11 protein-coding genes are annotated in these 17011 nt (G+C 72.4%); 6 read left to right on the forward strand and 5 right to left on the reverse strand.

Translation table 11 applies throughout. The features are described from left to right. Positions 1-47 precede the first annotated feature (47 nt). Together QMZ92_RS21500 and QMZ92_RS21505 are read left to right on the forward strand one after the other, a co-directional pair. Entirely contained in the window at positions 48-2657 is a 2610-nt protein-coding gene (locus QMZ92_RS21500; RefSeq protein WP_283299013.1) for a bifunctional FO biosynthesis protein CofGH, read from the forward strand. A gap of 534 nt (positions 2658-3191) precedes the next feature. Then, positions 3192-4307: an ADP-ribosylglycohydrolase family protein gene (locus QMZ92_RS21505; RefSeq protein WP_283299014.1), complete on the forward strand. Its 1116-nt coding sequence runs from the start codon at positions 3192-3194 to the stop codon at positions 4305-4307. A gap of 209 nt (positions 4308-4516) precedes the next feature. Here QMZ92_RS21505 and QMZ92_RS21510 read toward each other — a convergent pair whose 3' ends face one another. Then, positions 4517-5299, reverse strand: coding sequence for an SDR family oxidoreductase (locus QMZ92_RS21510; protein ID WP_283299015.1), 783 nt, complete (start codon positions 5297-5299; stop codon positions 4517-4519). A 101-nt stretch (positions 5300-5400) separates the two neighbouring features. Here QMZ92_RS21510 and QMZ92_RS21515 point away from each other — a divergent pair, with 101 nt between their 5' ends. Further along, positions 5401-6243 carry a hypothetical protein gene (locus tag QMZ92_RS21515; protein WP_283299016.1) on the forward strand — a complete coding sequence of 281 codons (843 nt, stop codon included), beginning with the start codon at positions 5401-5403 and terminating at the stop codon, positions 6241-6243. Between the two features lie 207 nt (positions 6244-6450). Here QMZ92_RS21515 and QMZ92_RS21520 read toward each other — a convergent pair whose 3' ends face one another. The 3 genes from QMZ92_RS21520 to QMZ92_RS21530 all read right to left on the reverse strand — a co-directional run bounded on the left by QMZ92_RS21520 (position 6451) and on the right by QMZ92_RS21530 (position 9039). Further along, positions 6451-6651, reverse strand: a complete 201-nt coding sequence (locus QMZ92_RS21520) for a DUF397 domain-containing protein (RefSeq protein ID WP_283299017.1) — start codon at positions 6649-6651, stop codon at positions 6451-6453. A gap of 240 nt (positions 6652-6891) precedes the next feature. Further along, positions 6892-7749 (reverse strand): helix-turn-helix domain-containing protein, encoded by an 858-nt coding sequence (locus QMZ92_RS21525; RefSeq protein WP_283299018.1) that lies wholly within the window; start codon positions 7747-7749, stop codon positions 6892-6894. 570 nt (positions 7750-8319) lie between these two features. After that, complete coding sequence (locus tag QMZ92_RS21530) at positions 8320-9039, reverse strand: GOLPH3/VPS74 family protein (protein ID WP_283299019.1); 720 nt, start codon at positions 9037-9039, stop codon at positions 8320-8322. A 215-nt stretch (positions 9040-9254) separates the two neighbouring features. Here QMZ92_RS21530 and QMZ92_RS21535 point away from each other — a divergent pair, with 215 nt between their 5' ends. Both QMZ92_RS21535 and QMZ92_RS21540 read left to right on the forward strand, forming a co-directional pair. Then, positions 9255-12140 carry a D-alanyl-D-alanine carboxypeptidase gene (locus tag QMZ92_RS21535; protein ID WP_283299020.1) on the forward strand — a complete coding sequence of 962 codons (2886 nt, stop codon included), beginning with the start codon at positions 9255-9257 and terminating at the stop codon, positions 12138-12140. Between the two features lie 438 nt (positions 12141-12578). Next, complete coding sequence (locus QMZ92_RS21540; RefSeq protein ID WP_283299021.1) at positions 12579-14546, forward strand: DUF8823 domain-containing protein; 1968 nt, start codon at positions 12579-12581, stop codon at positions 14544-14546. A 333-nt stretch (positions 14547-14879) separates the two neighbouring features. Here the strand turns inward: QMZ92_RS21540 and QMZ92_RS21545 are convergent, their stop codons facing one another. Next, the gene (locus tag QMZ92_RS21545; RefSeq protein WP_502962104.1) at positions 14880-15734 is read right to left on the reverse strand and encodes a MerR family transcriptional regulator; all 855 of its coding nucleotides are present in this window, start codon (positions 15732-15734) and stop codon (positions 14880-14882) included. A 322-nt stretch (positions 15735-16056) separates the two neighbouring features. On the opposite strand from QMZ92_RS21545, the gene QMZ92_RS21550 reads away from it, so the two are divergent. After that, positions 16057-17007 carry an adhesin gene (locus tag QMZ92_RS21550; protein WP_283299023.1) on the forward strand — a complete coding sequence of 317 codons (951 nt, stop codon included), beginning with the start codon at positions 16057-16059 and terminating at the stop codon, positions 17005-17007. The last annotated feature ends 4 nt before the right edge of the window (positions 17008-17011 follow it).

Consider the following 17011-nt stretch of genomic DNA (forward strand, 5'->3'; position numbering starts at 1 on the left):
CACCCACCCCCCGTTCCGCTGTCGGCCCGCGCTCGTATGCTCGCTGCATGACGGATCACCAGGCCGGAGACCGGGTCGGAGACCAGGCGGGTCGTCCGACCGCCAACGCGATGCGCCGTGCTCTCAAGCGGGCTCGGGACGGTGTCGCGCTCGACACCGGAGAGGCCGCCGTGCTGCTGCAGGCGCGGGGCGCGGACCTGGAGGACCTGTGCGCGTCCGCGGCGCGGGTCCGGGACGCCGGGCTGGAGGCCGCGGGGCGCCCCGGGGTCATCACGTACTCGAAGAGCGTGTTCATCCCGCTCACGAGGCTGTGCCGGGACAAGTGCCACTACTGCACCTTCGCCACCGTCCCCGGCAAGCTCCGCCGTGCCGGCCACGGGATGTTCATGTCGCCCGACGAGGTGCTGGACATCGCGCGGCGCGGTGCCGAACTCGGCTGCAAGGAAGCCCTCATCACCCTCGGCGACAAGCCGGAGGACCGCTGGCCCGAGGCGCGTGAGTGGCTGGAGGCGGAGGGGTACGACGACACCATCGCCTACGTACGGGCCATGGCGATCCGCATCCTGGAGGAGACCGGACTCCTGCCCCACCTCAACCCGGGCGTGATGACCTGGACGGACTTCCAGCGGCTCAAGCCCGTCGCCCCCTCGATGGGCATGATGCTGGAGACCACCGCCACCCGCCTCTGGTCCGAGCCCGGCGGTCCGCACCACGGATCGCCCGACAAGGAGCCGGCGGTGCGGCTGCGGGTGCTGGAGGACGCCGGGCGCAGCTCCGTCCCGTTCACCAGCGGGCTGCTGATCGGGATCGGCGAGACGTACGAGGAGCGCGCGGAGTCGCTGTTCGCGCTGCGCCGGATCTCCCGCGCCTACCACGGCATCCAGGAGCTGATCGTCCAGAACTTCCGCGCCAAGCCGGACACCGCGATGCGCGGCATGCCGGACGCCGAACTGGACGACCTCGTCGCCACCATCGCCGTCGCCCGGCACATCATGGGCCCCTCCGGGTGCCTCCAGGCACCGCCGAACCTCGTGGACGAGGAGTACGGGCGCCTCATCGCCGCCGGTGTCGACGACTGGGGCGGGGTGTCGCCGCTGACGCCCGACCACGTCAACCCCGAGCGGCCGTGGCCCCAGATCGACCTGCTCGCCGAGCGGTCGGCGGCCGCCGGATTCCGGCTGCGCGAACGGCTCGCCGTGTACCCGGAGTTCGTCCGGCGCGGCGAGCCCTGGCTGGACCCCCGGCTGCTCCCGCACGTGCGGGCCCTCGCCGACCCCTCGACCGGCCTCGCGGACGAGGCCGCGCTGCCAGTCGGCCTTCCCTGGCAGGAGCCGGACGAGGGCTTCGTCGCGAGCGGACGGACCGATCTGCACCGCACCATCGACACCGACGGCCGGACCTCGGACCGCCGGGACGACTTCGACGAGGTGTACGGGGACTGGGGCATCCTGCGCGAGGCGGCGGCGCCCGGCATGGTGCCCTCGCGCATCGACACCGACGTACGGCACGCCCTGGCCACGGCGGCGGACGATCCGGCGAGGCTCACCGACGACGAGGCCCTCGCGCTGCTGCACGCCGACGGGCCCGCGCTGGACGCGCTGTGCTCGATCGCCGACGACCTGCGCCGTGACGTCGTCGGTGACGACGTCACGTACGTCGTCACCCGCAACATCAACTTCACCAACGTCTGCTACACCGGCTGCCGTTTCTGCGCCTTCGCCCAGCGCCGCACGGACGCCGACGCGTACACCCTGTCGCTGGACCAGGTCGCCGACCGCGCCCAGCAGGCGTGGGAGGTCGGCGCGGTCGAGGTGTGCATGCAGGGCGGTATCCACCCCGACCTGCCCGGCACCGCGTACTTCGACATCGCCCGGGCCGTGAAGCAGCGCGTCCCCGGCATGCACGTGCACGCGTTCTCCCCCATGGAGGTCGTGAACGGCGCGACGCGCACCGGCATGTCGATCCGCGAGTGGCTGACCGCCGCCAAGGAGGCGGGACTGGACTCCATCCCCGGGACGGCCGCGGAGATCCTCGACGACGAGGTGCGCTGGGTGCTGACGAAGGGCAAGCTGCCCACCGCCACCTGGATCGAGGTCGTCACCACCGCGCACGAGCTGGGCATCCGCTCGTCGTCGACGATGATGTACGGACACGTCGACCAGCCCCGGCACTGGCTGGGCCATTTCCGCACCCTGGCCCGCATCCAGCAGCAGACGGGCGGGTTCACCGAGTTCGTGACGCTGCCCTTCATCCACACCAACGCGCCCGTCTACCTGGCCGGCATCGCCAGGCCGGGGCCCACGACCCGTGACAACCGCGCCGTCACGGCGATGGCCCGGTTGCTGCTCCACCCGCACATCCCGAACATCCAGACCAGCTGGGTGAAGCTCGGCGCGGAAGGCGCCGCGGAGATGCTGCGCTCCGGTGCGAACGACCTCGGCGGCACGCTGATGGAGGAGACCATCTCCCGGATGGCCGGGTCGAGTTACGGCTCGTACCGCTCCGTCCGCGACCTGACGGCCATCGCCGACGCCGCCGGACGCCCGTCGAGGCCCCGTACGACGCTGTACGGCGAGGTCCCTGCGGAGCGGCAGCGCGCGGCTGCGGACTCCGACGGCCACCTCCCGGAGCTGCTGCCGGTGCTGGAACAGGGCTGAGGGGCCCGGTCGAGGTTTCCCGGCCCCGTCCCGGTCGCGGAAGGGCATCCCGGAAGAGCGCGTCGCGGAAGTCCGTTACGGAAGTCCGTTACGGAAAGGCGCCGCGATGGCCTTCGCGGAAGGCGACCGAGGGCACCACTCGGTACGGGACGAGGGCCGGGCCGAGGGTCGGGCCCAGGCCCTGGCCGCAGTCCGGCCGTGGCGCGCACCGGGCAGGACAGCACGAAGGTTCCGTGACGTGGGTCACGTCGAGCCGGACGCGGCCCGAACCCGGCAGTCCGAACCCGTCACCCGGACTCCCGGCCCCTCCCGGCCCCTCCCGGTCCGCCCGAACGCCCCGGCCGCCCCGCCCTCCGGCCTGGCGGGCGTCCCGGGTGGACAGCGGCCGCGCCGTGGCGCACCGCGGGCAGTGACCGGAACCGGCCGGAAGCTGACCGTCACATTCCACTTCGGCTGTCGTTCCGGCTGGAATCCGCCCATGAAGCGATCTCTCGCGGTCGATTACAGTGCTGCGCACGAGAAGGGGGGAGCCGGGTGACCACACCAGCCGCAGCCGTCTGGGGACGTGCCGAGCAGCAGGACTTCCGCGCCCGGGTGCGCGGCTGTCTGCTGGGCGGAGCCATCGGCGACGCACTGGGCGCCGGGGTCGCCGCGCTGTCCCTGGACGAGATACGCGCCACCCACGGCCCGGACGGGGTCGCCGATCTCGTTCCCGCCTACGGCCGCCGCGGCGCGGTCACCGCCGCCACGCAGCTGACCCTCTTCACCGTCGACGGCCTCATACGCGCCCAGGTCCGCCGCGACACCGGCGCCTGGCACCCCCCGACCGACGTCCACCGCGCCCATCTGCGCTGGGCGGCCACCCAGCGGGACTGGGGGCCCGACGAGCGTCGCAAGGACAACGGCTGGCTCGCCCGCGAGGAATGGCTCTACACCCGCCGCGACCCGACCCCCGCCTGCCTCACCGGTCTCGCCGACGAGGTGCTCGGCACCGTCGACAAGCCCAAGAACCCCACCGCCCGCGACGCCGGCGCGCTCGTCCGCTCCGCTCCCTTCGGGCTGCTCGTGGGCTGGGAGCCGCAGCTGGTCTGCCAGCTGGCCGTGGAGTGCGCGGCGCAGACCCACGGCCACCCCACCGCGTACCTCTCGGCCGGTGCCTTCGCAGTGATCGTCCACGGGCTGGCCCGCGGCGAGACCGTCGACGGGTCCGTCCAGCGGGCGCTGTCCCTGCTGACGCCCAGGCCGGGGCACCAGCCCGTGAGCGACGCGCTCAAGCAGGCCCTGGGCGCCGTACGCCAGGGCATTCCGAGTGCCACCCGCATCGACGCGCTCGGTGACCCCGAGAACGCCGAGGACGCCCTCGCCGTCGCCGTCTACTGCACTCTCGTCAGCGAGGACGTCCGCCACGGGCTCCGCCTCGCCGTCAACCACGACGGGCCCTCCCACACCACCGGCACTCTCTGCGGCGCCCTTCTCGGTGCGCTGCACGGAGAGACGGCACTGCCGCCCGCCTGGCTGTCGGAGATCGAGGGCCGCTCCACGGTCCTCGAACTCGCCGACGACTTCGCCATGGAGATGACGCAGGGCCCGGCGCTCCACGGCCCCGCCGCCTCCGCCCCCGGCTGGCTCCAGCGCTATCCGCGCGGCTGAGTCCGGCCGGCTCCGGACCACCTCGCACACGGTTGTGGGCGGTCGGCTTCCGGGCAGTCGGCACGCGCATCGCCCGGCCACCGAGTGCCCGACAGGGGGCGGTTTCCGCCACGAGTGACGGCGGCGGCGCTCCCCGGTCCGCTGGGTCCGGCCGGTTGCGGTGCCACCGGTCCGCAGCGGTGGCTGCCGCGCCGTTTCGGCCGTGGCGGCTACCGCATCAGTTCGCCGGCGTTGACCAGGAGGGACTGGCCGGTGATCGAGCGGGCGCGGTCCGAGGCGAGGAAGGCGACGGCCTCCGCGACGTCCCCGTCGGTGGCGAGTTCCGGGAGGGCCATGCGTTCCGTGAGGCGGGACAGCACCTCGGACTCGGGAACGCCTTCGGTGCCGGCGGTGAACCGGACGTACGCCTGGACCGGCGGGCCCCACATCCAGCCTGGGAGTACCGTGTTGACCCGGATCCGGTGCGGACCGAGTTCCCGGGCCAGGGAGTACATGGCGGAGGTCAGCGCGCCCTTCGACGCCGCGTACGCCGCCTGCCGGACCTGGGACGGGGCGGCCACCGCGGACTGGGTGCCGATGATGACGACCGATCCGCCGCGCTCCCTGAGGGCGGGCAGGCAGGCGCGTGTCATGCGCAGGGTGCCCAGCAGGTTGACGTCGACGATCTGCTGCCAGGTCGCGAAGTCGGCGTCCTCGACGCCGCCGAAGTGGCTGTCCCGGGCGGCGACGTGCACGACGGCGTCGATGCGCCCGAAGCGCTCCAGCGCGAGGGCGGCGAGCGCCTCGCACTGGGCCTCGTCGGTGATGTCGGTGGGGCGGTGGGCGGTGTGGGCGCCGGTGGGGTCGATCTCGCCGGCGGTCTTCACGAGGTTCGCCTCGGTGCGGGCGCCGAGGACGGCATTGCCGCCGTCCCGTACGACGGTCTCGGCGACGCGGTGTCCGAGCCCGGCGCCGACGCCGGACACGATGACGGTCTTCTCCTGCAGCAGCATCTCGGCGGCTCCCGACTCTGGCCCTTTATCTGACGGTGCGTCAGAGTAGGTCCGTCGACCGCGGGAGGGAAGGGGAGCGCCGTGCTGGGAAGAGGGGCGTCGTGAGCGAGGACACCCGGTCCGGGCTGTACGCGGAACTGGCGGCCGTCGGCCCCTACGAGGTGCGTCCCGGCCATGCGCTGATCACCATGGTCGAGCCGCGTCCCGGCCATGAGTACGCGTACAACCGCTGGTACGAGGACGACCACTACTACGCGGGTGCCATGGCGATGCCCTGGATGTTCGCGGGGCGCCGCTGGGTCGCCACCCGAGATCTGCAGCTGCTGCGCTACCCGGAGAAGTCGGCGGTGGCCCGGCCGGTAACCGCAGGCTGCTACATCTCCACCTACTGGATCACCGAGGGGCGTTACGACGACCACATGCGCTGGACGGTCGGGATCAACAAGCGGCTCAATCGCGACGGCCGCGTCCACCAGGCCCGCACCCATGTGTTCACCGCGTTCCAGGACCATGTGGCGACCGTCTACCGGGACGGCGCCGCGGGGCCGCGCGACTACCACGCGCTCGACCATCCGTACGCGGGGCTGGTCGTGGAGGTGATCGACGCGGAGAGTCCGGAGCGCAGGGCGGAGCTGCTGGAATGGCTGCGGTCGCGGGAACTGCCGAAGCGGCTCGCGGCGAAGGGCGACGCCGTCTCCCCGGCGGCGATGGTGACCGTGTTCCGGCCCACGCCTCTGCCGCTGGACCGGATGACATACGTGAAACAGGTGGAGGGTGTGGACACCCGGCTGACGCTGCTGTGGTTCCTGGAACGAGATCCGCGGGACGGCTGGGAGGAGCACTTCGCCGGGCTGGATGCGGGGGAGCTGGGCAGGATCGAGCTGGTGGCGCCGTTCATTCCGACCGTCCCCGGTACGGACCGGTACGTGGACGAACTGCGTTAGCGGAGAGGTGGCCGGGTCAGGTCTTCGGTGGGTGGAGGCGGGGGCCGCAGTGCCGAGCCCCCTCGGCCGGGACGGCGGACCAGTCGAGAGGGCTCTGTTCGTCGGGTCTTGGTGTTCCGACGCTGACCGGCCCGGCTCCCATGGGGCGGGCCGACGTCGGAAGCCTCCGGCTCCCGCCTGTCTGCTTCCGGCTTCGAGTACGGAACCCTAGAGGGAGCCCTTGCTCACACCCTGCAGGAACGCGGCCCAGGAACCGGGGACGAAGGTGATGGACGGGCCCTCGGGGGCCTTGGAGTCGCGGACGGCGATCGCCTGCACGACGGGGGACTTGACTTCGACACATGCGCCGTTTCCGCCGGAGTACGAGGATTTGACCCAAGTGTCCGTGGCGCCCTGGTGAATAGCCATGTCTTTCTCCGGTTCCGTGTTTCGACGGTGTGGCCGACGTGCTCGACGGCGTGATCACGACGCTACTTGGGGCGCTCGACCGCTGAGAACGTCCGTTCACTCGACCGGATGGCATATTTCACTGCGCTCTTCCGGGAAATGCTTACGAAGGTGTATGGTCCGCCCTCGCGACTTCCCGGCCCGCTTCCGGAGGGTGCCCCCACGACCTCGAACCGCGAGTGAACGACACCTGGACCGGGCCTACTTGGCGTAGGACTTGGCGATGTCCTCAATGAACTCCCGTGTCTGCTCGACGTTCAACGCCTGCGCCCGCAAATGCTCGTACATCACCGTGTATTTGTGGACGTCGTTCGCCTTCTCCAGGTACAGGTCGCTGGTGACGCCTTCGATGTATACGACGCTGGAGTCCGATGCGTCGGGGAACTCCAGGATGGCGTAGTGACCGGTGATCCCGGGATGGGCGCCCATGCTGAACGGCAGCACCTGAACGGTGACATGCGGCAGCTGCGACTGCTCGACGAGATGCTCCAGCTGCTCCCGCATCATCTCCTTGTTGCCCACGACCCGGCGCAGCGCGGCCTCGTCCACCACCGCCCACAGCCGAAGCGGACTCTCGTCGGAGGCGATCCGCTCCTGGCGGCGGACCCGGACCTGGACGCGCTTCTCCACGTCGCTGCTCGGAGTCTCGGGCAGCGCGCCGGTGATGAGCGCCTCCGCGTACTCCCGGGTCTGGAGCAGACCCGGCACGATCTGCGGCTCGTAGACGCGGAGGCTGGCGGCGTCCGTCTCCAGGCCGATGTAGACGCTGTAGGGGATGTCGCCGAAGGCATGCCACCAGCCCTGCTGGCGCGAGTCCTTGGCCATCTGCATCAGGGAGTCGACCACGCGGTGGTCCTCGACCTCGTACACTCCGCAGAGGTCGCGCACGTCGCGCTGGCTGATCGAGCGCCGGCCGTTCTCCAGTCGGCTGATCTTCGACTGGGAGACGAGCAGGCGATCCGCCACCTCCTCCGCGGTCATGCCCCTGAGTTCGCGGAGCCGGCGCAACTCCTGGCCCAAACGGCGGCGCCTGACGGTGGGGTTGACGTTGGACGCCACGGGAACTGCACCTCCGGTGTGGACTGCTGTGCGGTCCTTGTTGCTGTGCGTATCTACGTCTCAGCAGACTGCCACCAAAGGTGCTGCTCGCGCTGGAAAACGACGACACGCACGCACAATGCGGGGGACAAAACACCGGCTGTGTGCGGCGCGTGGTGGAAACGGGCACCCGTGGGCGCGCGAAGAGAGCGTGGGTGCACGCGTGGGAGCGCGAAGCGGGCGCGGTCACATGCGTGGGAGCGCGCCGCGGGGCGGTCGCGTGCGCACCCGAGCGCCCTCATGAGATGGGCGCAGAGCCGAGGGTGTGTGCGTCAGGACGGGCGCATGCCGCAGGGAGGGCGCGGGGCGGTCGACGGTGCGACTGCCCCGCGCCCTCTGCGGCTCCCGAACCGGTCTCGTGCGACGCCGGTGCGGCGGTTCTCCCGGCGGGCGTGCGATCGGGTGGTTCACGGAGGCGTCCACGGCCGCACGGGCGCGCGTGCGCATCCGTGGGGCGTGTCCGCTTCCGTGTCCAGCCCAGCCCAGCCCAGCCCGAGTCGTACCCCTATGGGCCGGTGGCCCGTACCGGTACTAGTGAGCGGCGGCGCGGGCCATGCTGCCGCGTCGTGACGGCATCTGGACGGCCGGCTGCCGACCGGGTGCCGCCGGACCACGGCGTTGCTGCGCGGACGCACCGTTCTGAACGTCCATCACGGCGTGCGCCACGAGTCCGCCCATGGGGTCGTGCCTGATCAGGTCCCGGAGCCGGGAGCGGGAGGACCGCCCCTCGTTGCCGGGATAGAGGTGCTTGCCCAGGCCGACCGCGTGCGCCAGTGCGGCGAGTGCGGCCGTCCGCGGGTCCGGCGGTACGCCGGTGCGGATCGCGTTGTCCAGTCGGGTCCTGATCTCCCGGCTGATCGCCGTGTCCGTCGCCTGGTAGCGAGTCGTCGGCAGCACCCCGCACATTTGGCCCGCCACGGCATGGACCATGCCGCACCTTTCCAGATGTGAGAGGTAGGTCTGGCGCAACCCCAGGCGGGGCCCGCCGATCCAGTGGACCGCGCGGACCGGACTGCCGCGCCTGCGCAGCAGTTCCAGTGCGGAGTCCAGTGTCGGATCTCCTGTCGGCCGTGGCATCACCACGGCGATACGATCCCCGTCTGGGGCTATCCGTCCTGCCAGGGCCAGCTCCACTAGCTGTGCTCCGGCCAGGCCGAGGTCGAGCGACTGCGGCTGCGCTGTGGTACCCGTGGCCGGGTCCAGAGCGAGCAGCAGAAGCTCCTCCGGAAGTGTTCTGCGGCTCCTGCCCATCCATGCCTCCCCGCGTGGATGAATGACAGGGTGACGCCTCTCACATTGGTCTGTCGAGAGTGCCTGGGTGCTTCGTGTGGGAACCGGCAGGTATGTCGTTCTCGTCTAGCACGGGGGCCAAGCGGTTCACACAGGACACTGAGAGATGGTTCGGACAGTGGTGCGGGTGGTACCAGCGCCACGGCGGGTTCAGGTTGAGGCACGGAGGAGGCACGGTGGCGGGCGAGTCCCCCGACAAGTCGGAGCAGCAGAAGTCGTCGGGGGAGACGACTCCGGGCGAACGTGATCCGCGGCTTGCCGTGGCCCGTTCGGCGGGAGCATCCACCGAGGGGCGTGCCGACCAGCCGACGGCGGTGTTCCGGACGCTGCTGTCGGAGGCGGAGGAGCGCGCCGAGGCCTCGAAGTCGTCCGAACCGACGTCCTCGGAGGCGTCCGCCGCCGACGACGCGGACGCCTCCGACAGGGACGCACCCGAGTCCGCGGCCGGTTCCGACGACGCGGTCGGGTCCGCCGCCTCGGAGGACCGCCTCCGTGCGGCGGTGGCCGCGTGGGTCTCCGGCAAGGGCGACACGGCGGACGACACGGCGGACGACACGGTGGACGGGACCGAGGAGGCCGGTGCCGCCGCGGGCGAGGGTACGGGCGGGCGGACGGGCGGTAGGCCGGCCCCGGCCGCCGCACGCGCCGGCGGGACCTCCGGCGACGACGAGGCGGACGCGGGCACTCCGGGGGCGGTGGAGGGCGGCGACGCCCCCGAACACGCCCCCAGTGCCCACGAGGCGGCCGGGAATGCCGGGGAGAGGCCCACGGCGCCCCCGCCCCGCAAGTCCGTCGACGCGGAGCCGTCAGCCGAGACGGGCCGGACCGAGACGGGCCGGGGCGAGGGCGACGAGGACGCGGCCGGCGGGAGCGCGCGCGGTTCGACCTCGGACGGCTCGAACCCGAGCGAGGAGGGCTCCCGGAGCAGGACGCCCAGCTGGGCCGCCGCCCGGCGAGCCGGCAAGGACACCGCCCCTGTGGAGGACGGCCCCGGCGAAGGTCCCGCGATCGGTACGGACGGCGCCGTCGCGCCGACGGGTTCCGCCAGGCTCGCGGTTTCCGCCGGGACGGCCGATGAAGGCGACGACGCCGGGGAGGCCGACGACGCCGGGGAGGCCGGGGACGGGGAGGCCGGGGGCCGGAAGGCCGTCGACCAGCCGACGGCCGTCTTCAAGGCCCTGCCCCGGCCCGCTGTGGACCAGCCGACCACCGCGCTCAAGATCACTTCGCAGCCCCCGGTACCGAAGCGGGCCGAGAGTTCCTCCCCTTCGGCCGCCCCCTCGGCGCAGTCGGACGCGGACGGCGCGGATGCGGAGCGTCCGGGCTCGGAGGGCGCGGAGAAGGAGGCCGAGCGCACCACTGCGCTCAGGGTCACCGGGCCCCCGAGCGAGAGGCCGAAGCCCGAGTCGAGGTCCGGCACGAAGCCTGCGTCCGACGACGCTCCCGGGGCCGAGGGCACCACCGGGGCGAGGACGACGTCCGGCCGCAGCGGTGCGTCCGGGGCCGCCCCGGCCGCCCCGGCGTCCAGGCCCACCTCCGGCCGAACCTCCGGCGACGCCCCCGAGTCCGCCGCCGAAACCGCTCCCGGCTCCGCTCCCGAGCCCGCCGCCGAGCGGACCAGCACGTTCGTACCGCTGCGGCGCGACGACGTACGCCCTGCCTCGTCCTCCGCGCAGTCGGCGCCTCCCACCGCGAAGCCGGCCGGGCCCGCGGCGTCTCCCGCCGCCCCGCCCGCCTCGCTCACCGAGCCCGAGCGCACGAGGCAGCAGCCGCTGCCGCCCAGGCCGCCGCTCGATCTGCTCGCCGAGCTGACGAACACTCCGCCGCCCCCGCAGACCCCCGTCCGCACCCTGGTGCGGCGGGTCAGGATCTGGACGCCGCTCGTCGTGCTGCTCCTGATCGTCTTCGCGGTCGTACAGGCCGTGCGTCCGCTTCCGGACCCCACCCTCTCGCTGACGGCCGAGCCGACGTACGAGTTCGAGGGTTCGGCCCCGCAGCTGCCCTGGCCCGCGAAGGGCCAGGCGTACATGGCCGCGTCCGGGCTCGGCACGCTCGGCTCCTCCGGGGAGCAGAAGCCCGTGCCGATCGCGAGCGTGACCAAGTCCATGACGGCGTATGTGATCCTCAAGAACCACCCGCTCAAGCCGGGCGAGCCGGGGCCCATGATCGAGATCGACGCCAAGGGCGAGGCGGAAGGCCAGCTCGACAAGACGGACAACGAGTCGACACTCAACACCGTCAAGGAGGGCGACAAGATCAGTCTGAGGGACGCGCTGGCGGCGATCATGATTCCGTCCGCGAACAACATCGCGCGTCAGCTGGCGCGCTGGGACTCGGGCTCCGAGAAGGCGTTCGTCGAGAAGATGAACGCCGCCGCGGACGAGCTCGGGATGAAGAACACGACGTACACGGACCCGTCCGGGCTGGACGCGACGACGGTCAGCACGGCCGAGGACCAGGTCAAGCTGGGGCTGAAGCTGGTCGAGATCAAGGCCCTGATGGACATCACCAAGCTGCCCGAGTGGACGGACCCGTCGGGCAAGAGGTGGCGGAACTACAACGAGCTGCCGCCTTACGACGGCGCGCTCGGCATCAAGACCGGCAGCACCACCAAGGCCGGTGGCAACCTCCTGTTCGCCGCCCACAAAATGGTCGGCGACACGGACCAGCTGATCGTCGGTGCCGTGCTCGCGCAGTACGACACCCCGATCCTCGGTACCGCGATCAAGGCGAGCAGGGAGCTGATGCTCGCGACGCAGGACGCCCTGAAGAACGCGACGATCGTCAAGAAGGGCCAGGTCGTCGGCGTGGTCGAGGACGGTCTGGGCGGTTCGGTCCCGCTGGTGGCCACCAAGGACGTCAAGGCCGTCGGCTGGTCCGGGCTCACCGTCAAGCTCGAGTTGACGAATGGCGGCAAGGTCCTTCCGCACGAGGCGGCGGCCGGCACGGTCGTCGGTTCGCTGACCGTCGGCGAGGGCGCCAGCCAGGTCACCGTGCCGGTGGCCCTCCAGGAGGCGCTCGTGGAGCCCGGGTTCGGCGCCAGGCTGACCCGCTTGGGCTGACATCGGGCAGCCGGACGGGGGCACGGACCTCCGTGCCCCCGTCCGGTGCATCAACACCGTGCTAGCGTCCCCGGATCGCGGCGTCTCCCGGCCCGGGGGCAACTCGCGAAGCCGGGAGGGCGTCCCCGAGCACGGGAAGCGACCACGGGAGCCGCAGTGACCACCGTCGAGCCGACACACGCGGACGAGAGCAGCGCCGTGAGCGGCCCACGAGACGCGAAGGACCCACGAATAGGGGAGGATTCCGGATCCGGATCCCCTGAGTCCGTCGCGTGCCCCGTCGCTTCCGAGTGCCCCGCGCCCCACGAGACCGGAGGACCGGCCGCGTCCGCCGTGGCTGCCGCGCCCGCCGTGACTGCCGGGTCTGTCGTGCTTACCGGGACCGTCGCGCCCTCGTCCGCCGCGTCTGCCTCGTCCGCCGGGGCCTCCGGGGAGCCCATGGCTCAGGTGTCGCGTGAGGCCGCCGCGATCCGGGAGGTGTCCACCTCTCCTGGGATCCCCGCGCCTCATGGGCCGGTCGGGACGTCCGAGGCTCCCGCGTCTCCCCGGCCCCCGGCCTCGCGCGCGGCACGGCTCGACGGCTCAGGGGGCGAAGCGACCGGGCGCGACGGTGAAACGTGCGACAGCGCCGGGCCTGCGGGTTCCCGGTCCACCGGCTCCCGGTTCGCCGACGCGCGGACCGCGGGCTCCCGGTTCGTCGGCGCGCTGTCGCGGCGCCCCGTCCTCGTGGCCACGGGGCTGGCGGCCTTCCTCCACGTCGGGTGGTTCCTGTTCTTCGCCAACAGCGGCGGTGACATCGCCGCTCAGGACGCCTGGGCCGAGTTCGTCGGCCGGCATCCCGATTCGGCGTACAACCTCGCCTGGTACGGCGGGATGCACCCGGTCTCGTACAGCGTGGTGTCCCCGTACCTGATGTCCGTCCTCGGCGTGCGCACGACGATGATGGTCGTCGGGACCCTTTCCGCCGCGCTGACCGCGCTGATCCTGACGCGGGTACGGGCGGTCCGGAACCCGCTGGCCTGCTCGCTGGCCGGGGTGTTCGCGTTCCTCTGCAACGCGCTGTCGGGGCGGGTCACGTTCGGGCTGGGGATGGTGTTCGCCCTCGGGGCGGTCGCCGCGGTGTTCTGCTGGCCCCACCGCTGGCGGCGGAAACGCTGGGCGAAGGCCGCGTTCACGGCGCCGCTGGCCGGCCTCGCGACCGCGTCGAGCCCGGTCGCGGGACTGTTCCTCGGGGTCGTCGCCGCGGCGCTGTTCCTGAACGGGCGCCGTCCGGGCGCCTACGCGCTCGGGATCGCCCCGGTCGTGGTCGTGGCGCTGTCGGCGTGGCTGTTCCCGTTCTCCGGTACGCAGCCGATGTCGCTGGGATCGACCTCGCTGCCGTTCCTCTTCGGGGTCCTCGTCCTCGTCCTCGTACCGCGTGAGTGGCGCACCGTCCGTACCGCGGCCGGGGTGTACTCCGCGGGGACGCTGCTTACCTTCCTCGTGGACTCGCAGATCGGCTCGAACGTCTCGCGGCTCGCGATGCTTTTCGCGGGGGTCGTGCTGATGGCGGCGCTGCCGTACACAGTGCCGCGCTCGCGAAGGTGGTACGCGGTCGTCCTCGCGTTCGCCGGGCTCAACGCGTGGATCGGCTTCAAGAGCGTCGACGACATCGTGCGTACCGCGCCGGCCGCGTCCTGGACGCGGGAACTCGCGCCACTGGTGAACGAACTCCAGGAGGTCGGCGCCGAGAGGGGCCGTGTGGAGGTCGTCCCGGCCAGCAGCCACCGCGAGGCGTCGGCGCTCGCGCCGTACGTCAACCTCGCGCGCGGCTGGAACCGGCAGGCGGACATGGAGCGCAATCCGCTCTTCTACGACGACACGCTCAACGCCACGAACTACCGGGAGTGGCTGGACCGCTGGGCCGTCCACTACGTGGTGCTGCCGACGGGAAAGCCGGACTCGGGCGCCCGGCAGGAGGCGGAGCTGGTCGAGCGCGGCCAGCCCTATCTGAAGCCGGTGTGGTCGGACGCGAACTGGCGGCTCTTCGCCGTCCGCGAGCCGACGCCGCTCGCGGACCCTCCGGCGACCGTGGACCGGGCGGGCGCCGGTGAGCTGCGGATCCATGTGCGCGAGGCGGGAAGGGTGTTGATCCGCGTCCCGTACTCGCCGTGGCTGGGTCTCGTGGACGAGCAGGGCCGGAGTGTGGAGCAGCCACAGGAGACCGCGGCGTCGATGCTCCGTGAGGAAGACGAGCCGAAGGTGTTCGTCAATGTCGCCGGCTGTCTGATGAAGGCGGGGGAGGACACGGAGGGGGACGAATGGACGGAACTCCTCGCCCCGCGCGCGGGTGTCTACCGGCTGGCGGCCCCGTACCAGCTCCCGCGCGGTACGCCGTGTCCGGAGGAGCTGAGCGGGAGGAGCTGAGGGGAGGAGCTGGGTCGGAGGCGCTGAGCGGAGGCGCCCGACGGGCGGCGCCCCTGGTCGCCGGGACGGCGGCGGAGCGACTTCGGGCCGACGGCGGGGTGATGGGACGCACACGGCCGCCCGCCCTTGATTCCCTGCCCCCGGCGCCCTTCGTCTCCCTTCGTCCTCGCCCGGCCGTCCGCCAGTCCGCCTGTGCTTCCGCCCAGTCGTCGGACCGCCCGGCGGCCCGACCCCCGCCCACCGCGGAACGAACCCCAGCGCCTCCGCGGCCGTCACGCGCCGACGCGCCGAGTCGCCGCCGCCCTGGCCGCCGTTGAGTGAGAGCCGCGCCCGTCAGACCACCGGGAACGCCACGTCGCAGACCTCGTCCGTCGCCGACGCCGCGTCCCAGTCCGTGAAGTACACCTCGCGGCACGGGCCGGCGACCGTCAGCCCTTGCCGGGCGGTCCAGCGCTCGACGGCGTCGAAGGCCGACCCGATCTGCGGGTACGCCACCTGCGCCTTGGTCACCCTGGTGCAGGCGAGGCGGCCGGCGGGCTCCACGCGGAGAACCGCACCCGTCCGGTGCTCGTCGATCCAGAGTTGCGCGGCGCGGGCGTCGGCGACCGGCACGCACGCCTCCGCCGGGCCGTCGCTGTCCGGGCCGACCTCGGCGTGGTAGAGGACGTAAGGCGGGCCCGCGACGCCACCGCACTCCTCGGCTGCCCGTTCCAGGCGGCCGAGGGCCGCCGGGATCCAGCGGGGCAGCTCGTCCGCCAGCAGCCTGTGGCGCTCGGTGAGGACCGCCTGCTCGGCCATGTCCATCGTCCTGACCTCGTACATCGTCTGTCTCCTGCCTGAAAGCCGGTCACGGAGATGGGCCACGACGGCGCCCTGCACGGCACGGCGTTCCTCGACCTCGGCCCAGTACGCCGTCAGAGCCCGAGCGGCCTGCGGCCCCGGCAGCTCCACCACGCGGGCGATCCTCTCCAGCGGCATGTCGATCTGTCGCAGGAGCGCGACGAGCCGGGCGCGATCGACCTGTTCGGTGCGGTACCAGCGATAGCCGGTCGCCGCGTCGACGTACGCCGGGGTGAGCAGACCGAGCCGGTCGTAGAGACGCAGCGCCTTCGGCGAGAGCCGCGCCCGCGCTGCGAAGGCCCCGATGGTGAGCAGGGAGTCGTTGTGCACGGGCCCATCCTCCGTCACCGGGCGGGAGTTCCGCCCGGTGACGAGGACGATGCGGCCTGCCCCTGGGGCAAGGTCAACGGACGCCACAGCCTTCGCGGCGGTGCTTCGTCCGTCCCCGGGCCGGGTGCCCCGCGATCGACGGGCACGCGAAGATCCCATAGGCGCCCCGCGACGGCACCCGACGTCCGTGCGACGGTCACCGGCGGTACCCGTCGGAGGCCACTCGCCGCCCCGTAACGGGCGGCCCGTGCCCACCCGTCGGAAGGACCCCGGATCGATACCGCGTTGATACGCCCCGACGTCTACCGGCCGGTATTCCGCCCGCTGCATAGTGACCCGCATGGTTTGCGACAGATGCGGAGGAACGCACCGGGGCGCGCTGCCCGGGATGGTGCTCGACTCGTGCACCGTCGAGTCCGTGCCGGCACACCGGACGCTCGGCGAGCCGGTCCTCGAGCGAAGGACGATGCCGGCGGGGGCGGGAGCCGTCCTCTCGCTGTGTCTGCTGGCGCTCGGAGTCACGCTCCTCGCAACCGCCGGCGGCGACGGCGACGGCGAACGCGCCGACGACGCGCGACCGGTCGTGGACGACATCGCACCGGGCGGGATGCCCCAGAGGATCGGCCCGACGTTCTTCCCGGAGGACGTGCCGGAACCGAGCGCCACGTCCGCGAAACCGACGCCCCGGCCCGCGGCCGAGAAGCCGAAACCGCCCGCGTCCGCCCCCGCTCCCCGGCCGGTGCCGTCCGGATCGCGGGCCGACGTGCCGGCCGGGGAGGCGGCCTGGTTCAGCGAGTGGGCAGGACCGGGCTGCCCGAACGGTGTCCGTACGCACGGCCGTTACCGGGACGGCCGTGACGGCTGGTACGAGGTCGGCTCCGGCGGCCACCGGGGCAACGGCTGCGACGGCCGGTTCATCGCCGTGCCGATGTCCGGTGCACGGGAACGGGACGGAGGCAACACCGTCACCTGGAACTGGCACCCGGGCAGCGGCTACTCGACGTGCTCGGTCGCGGTACGCGTGCCGTGGAGTCACCGTGAGGAGGACGTCGCAGGCGATCCGACCCGGTACCACGTCCTCGCTGACGTCCGGGACTCCGGATCCGTGCTCGCCGCTTTCGAGATCGGTCAGCGGGCGATGCGCGGCGGGGTGGTCGTCGTGAACGATCTGCCGGTCAGGGAAGGCGAGTTGACGGTGCAGCTCGTGGACCGAGGCCGGGACTGGGGGTACGGCGGGCGCGGCGGAGCGCATCACGCGGCCGCGCAGATCCGGGCCGACTGCAGGTCATGAGCCT

The sequence above is a fragment of the Streptomyces sp. HNM0645 genome, from assembly GCF_030056615.1.
Taxonomy (GTDB): domain Bacteria; phylum Actinomycetota; class Actinomycetes; order Streptomycetales; family Streptomycetaceae; genus Streptomyces; species Streptomyces marianii.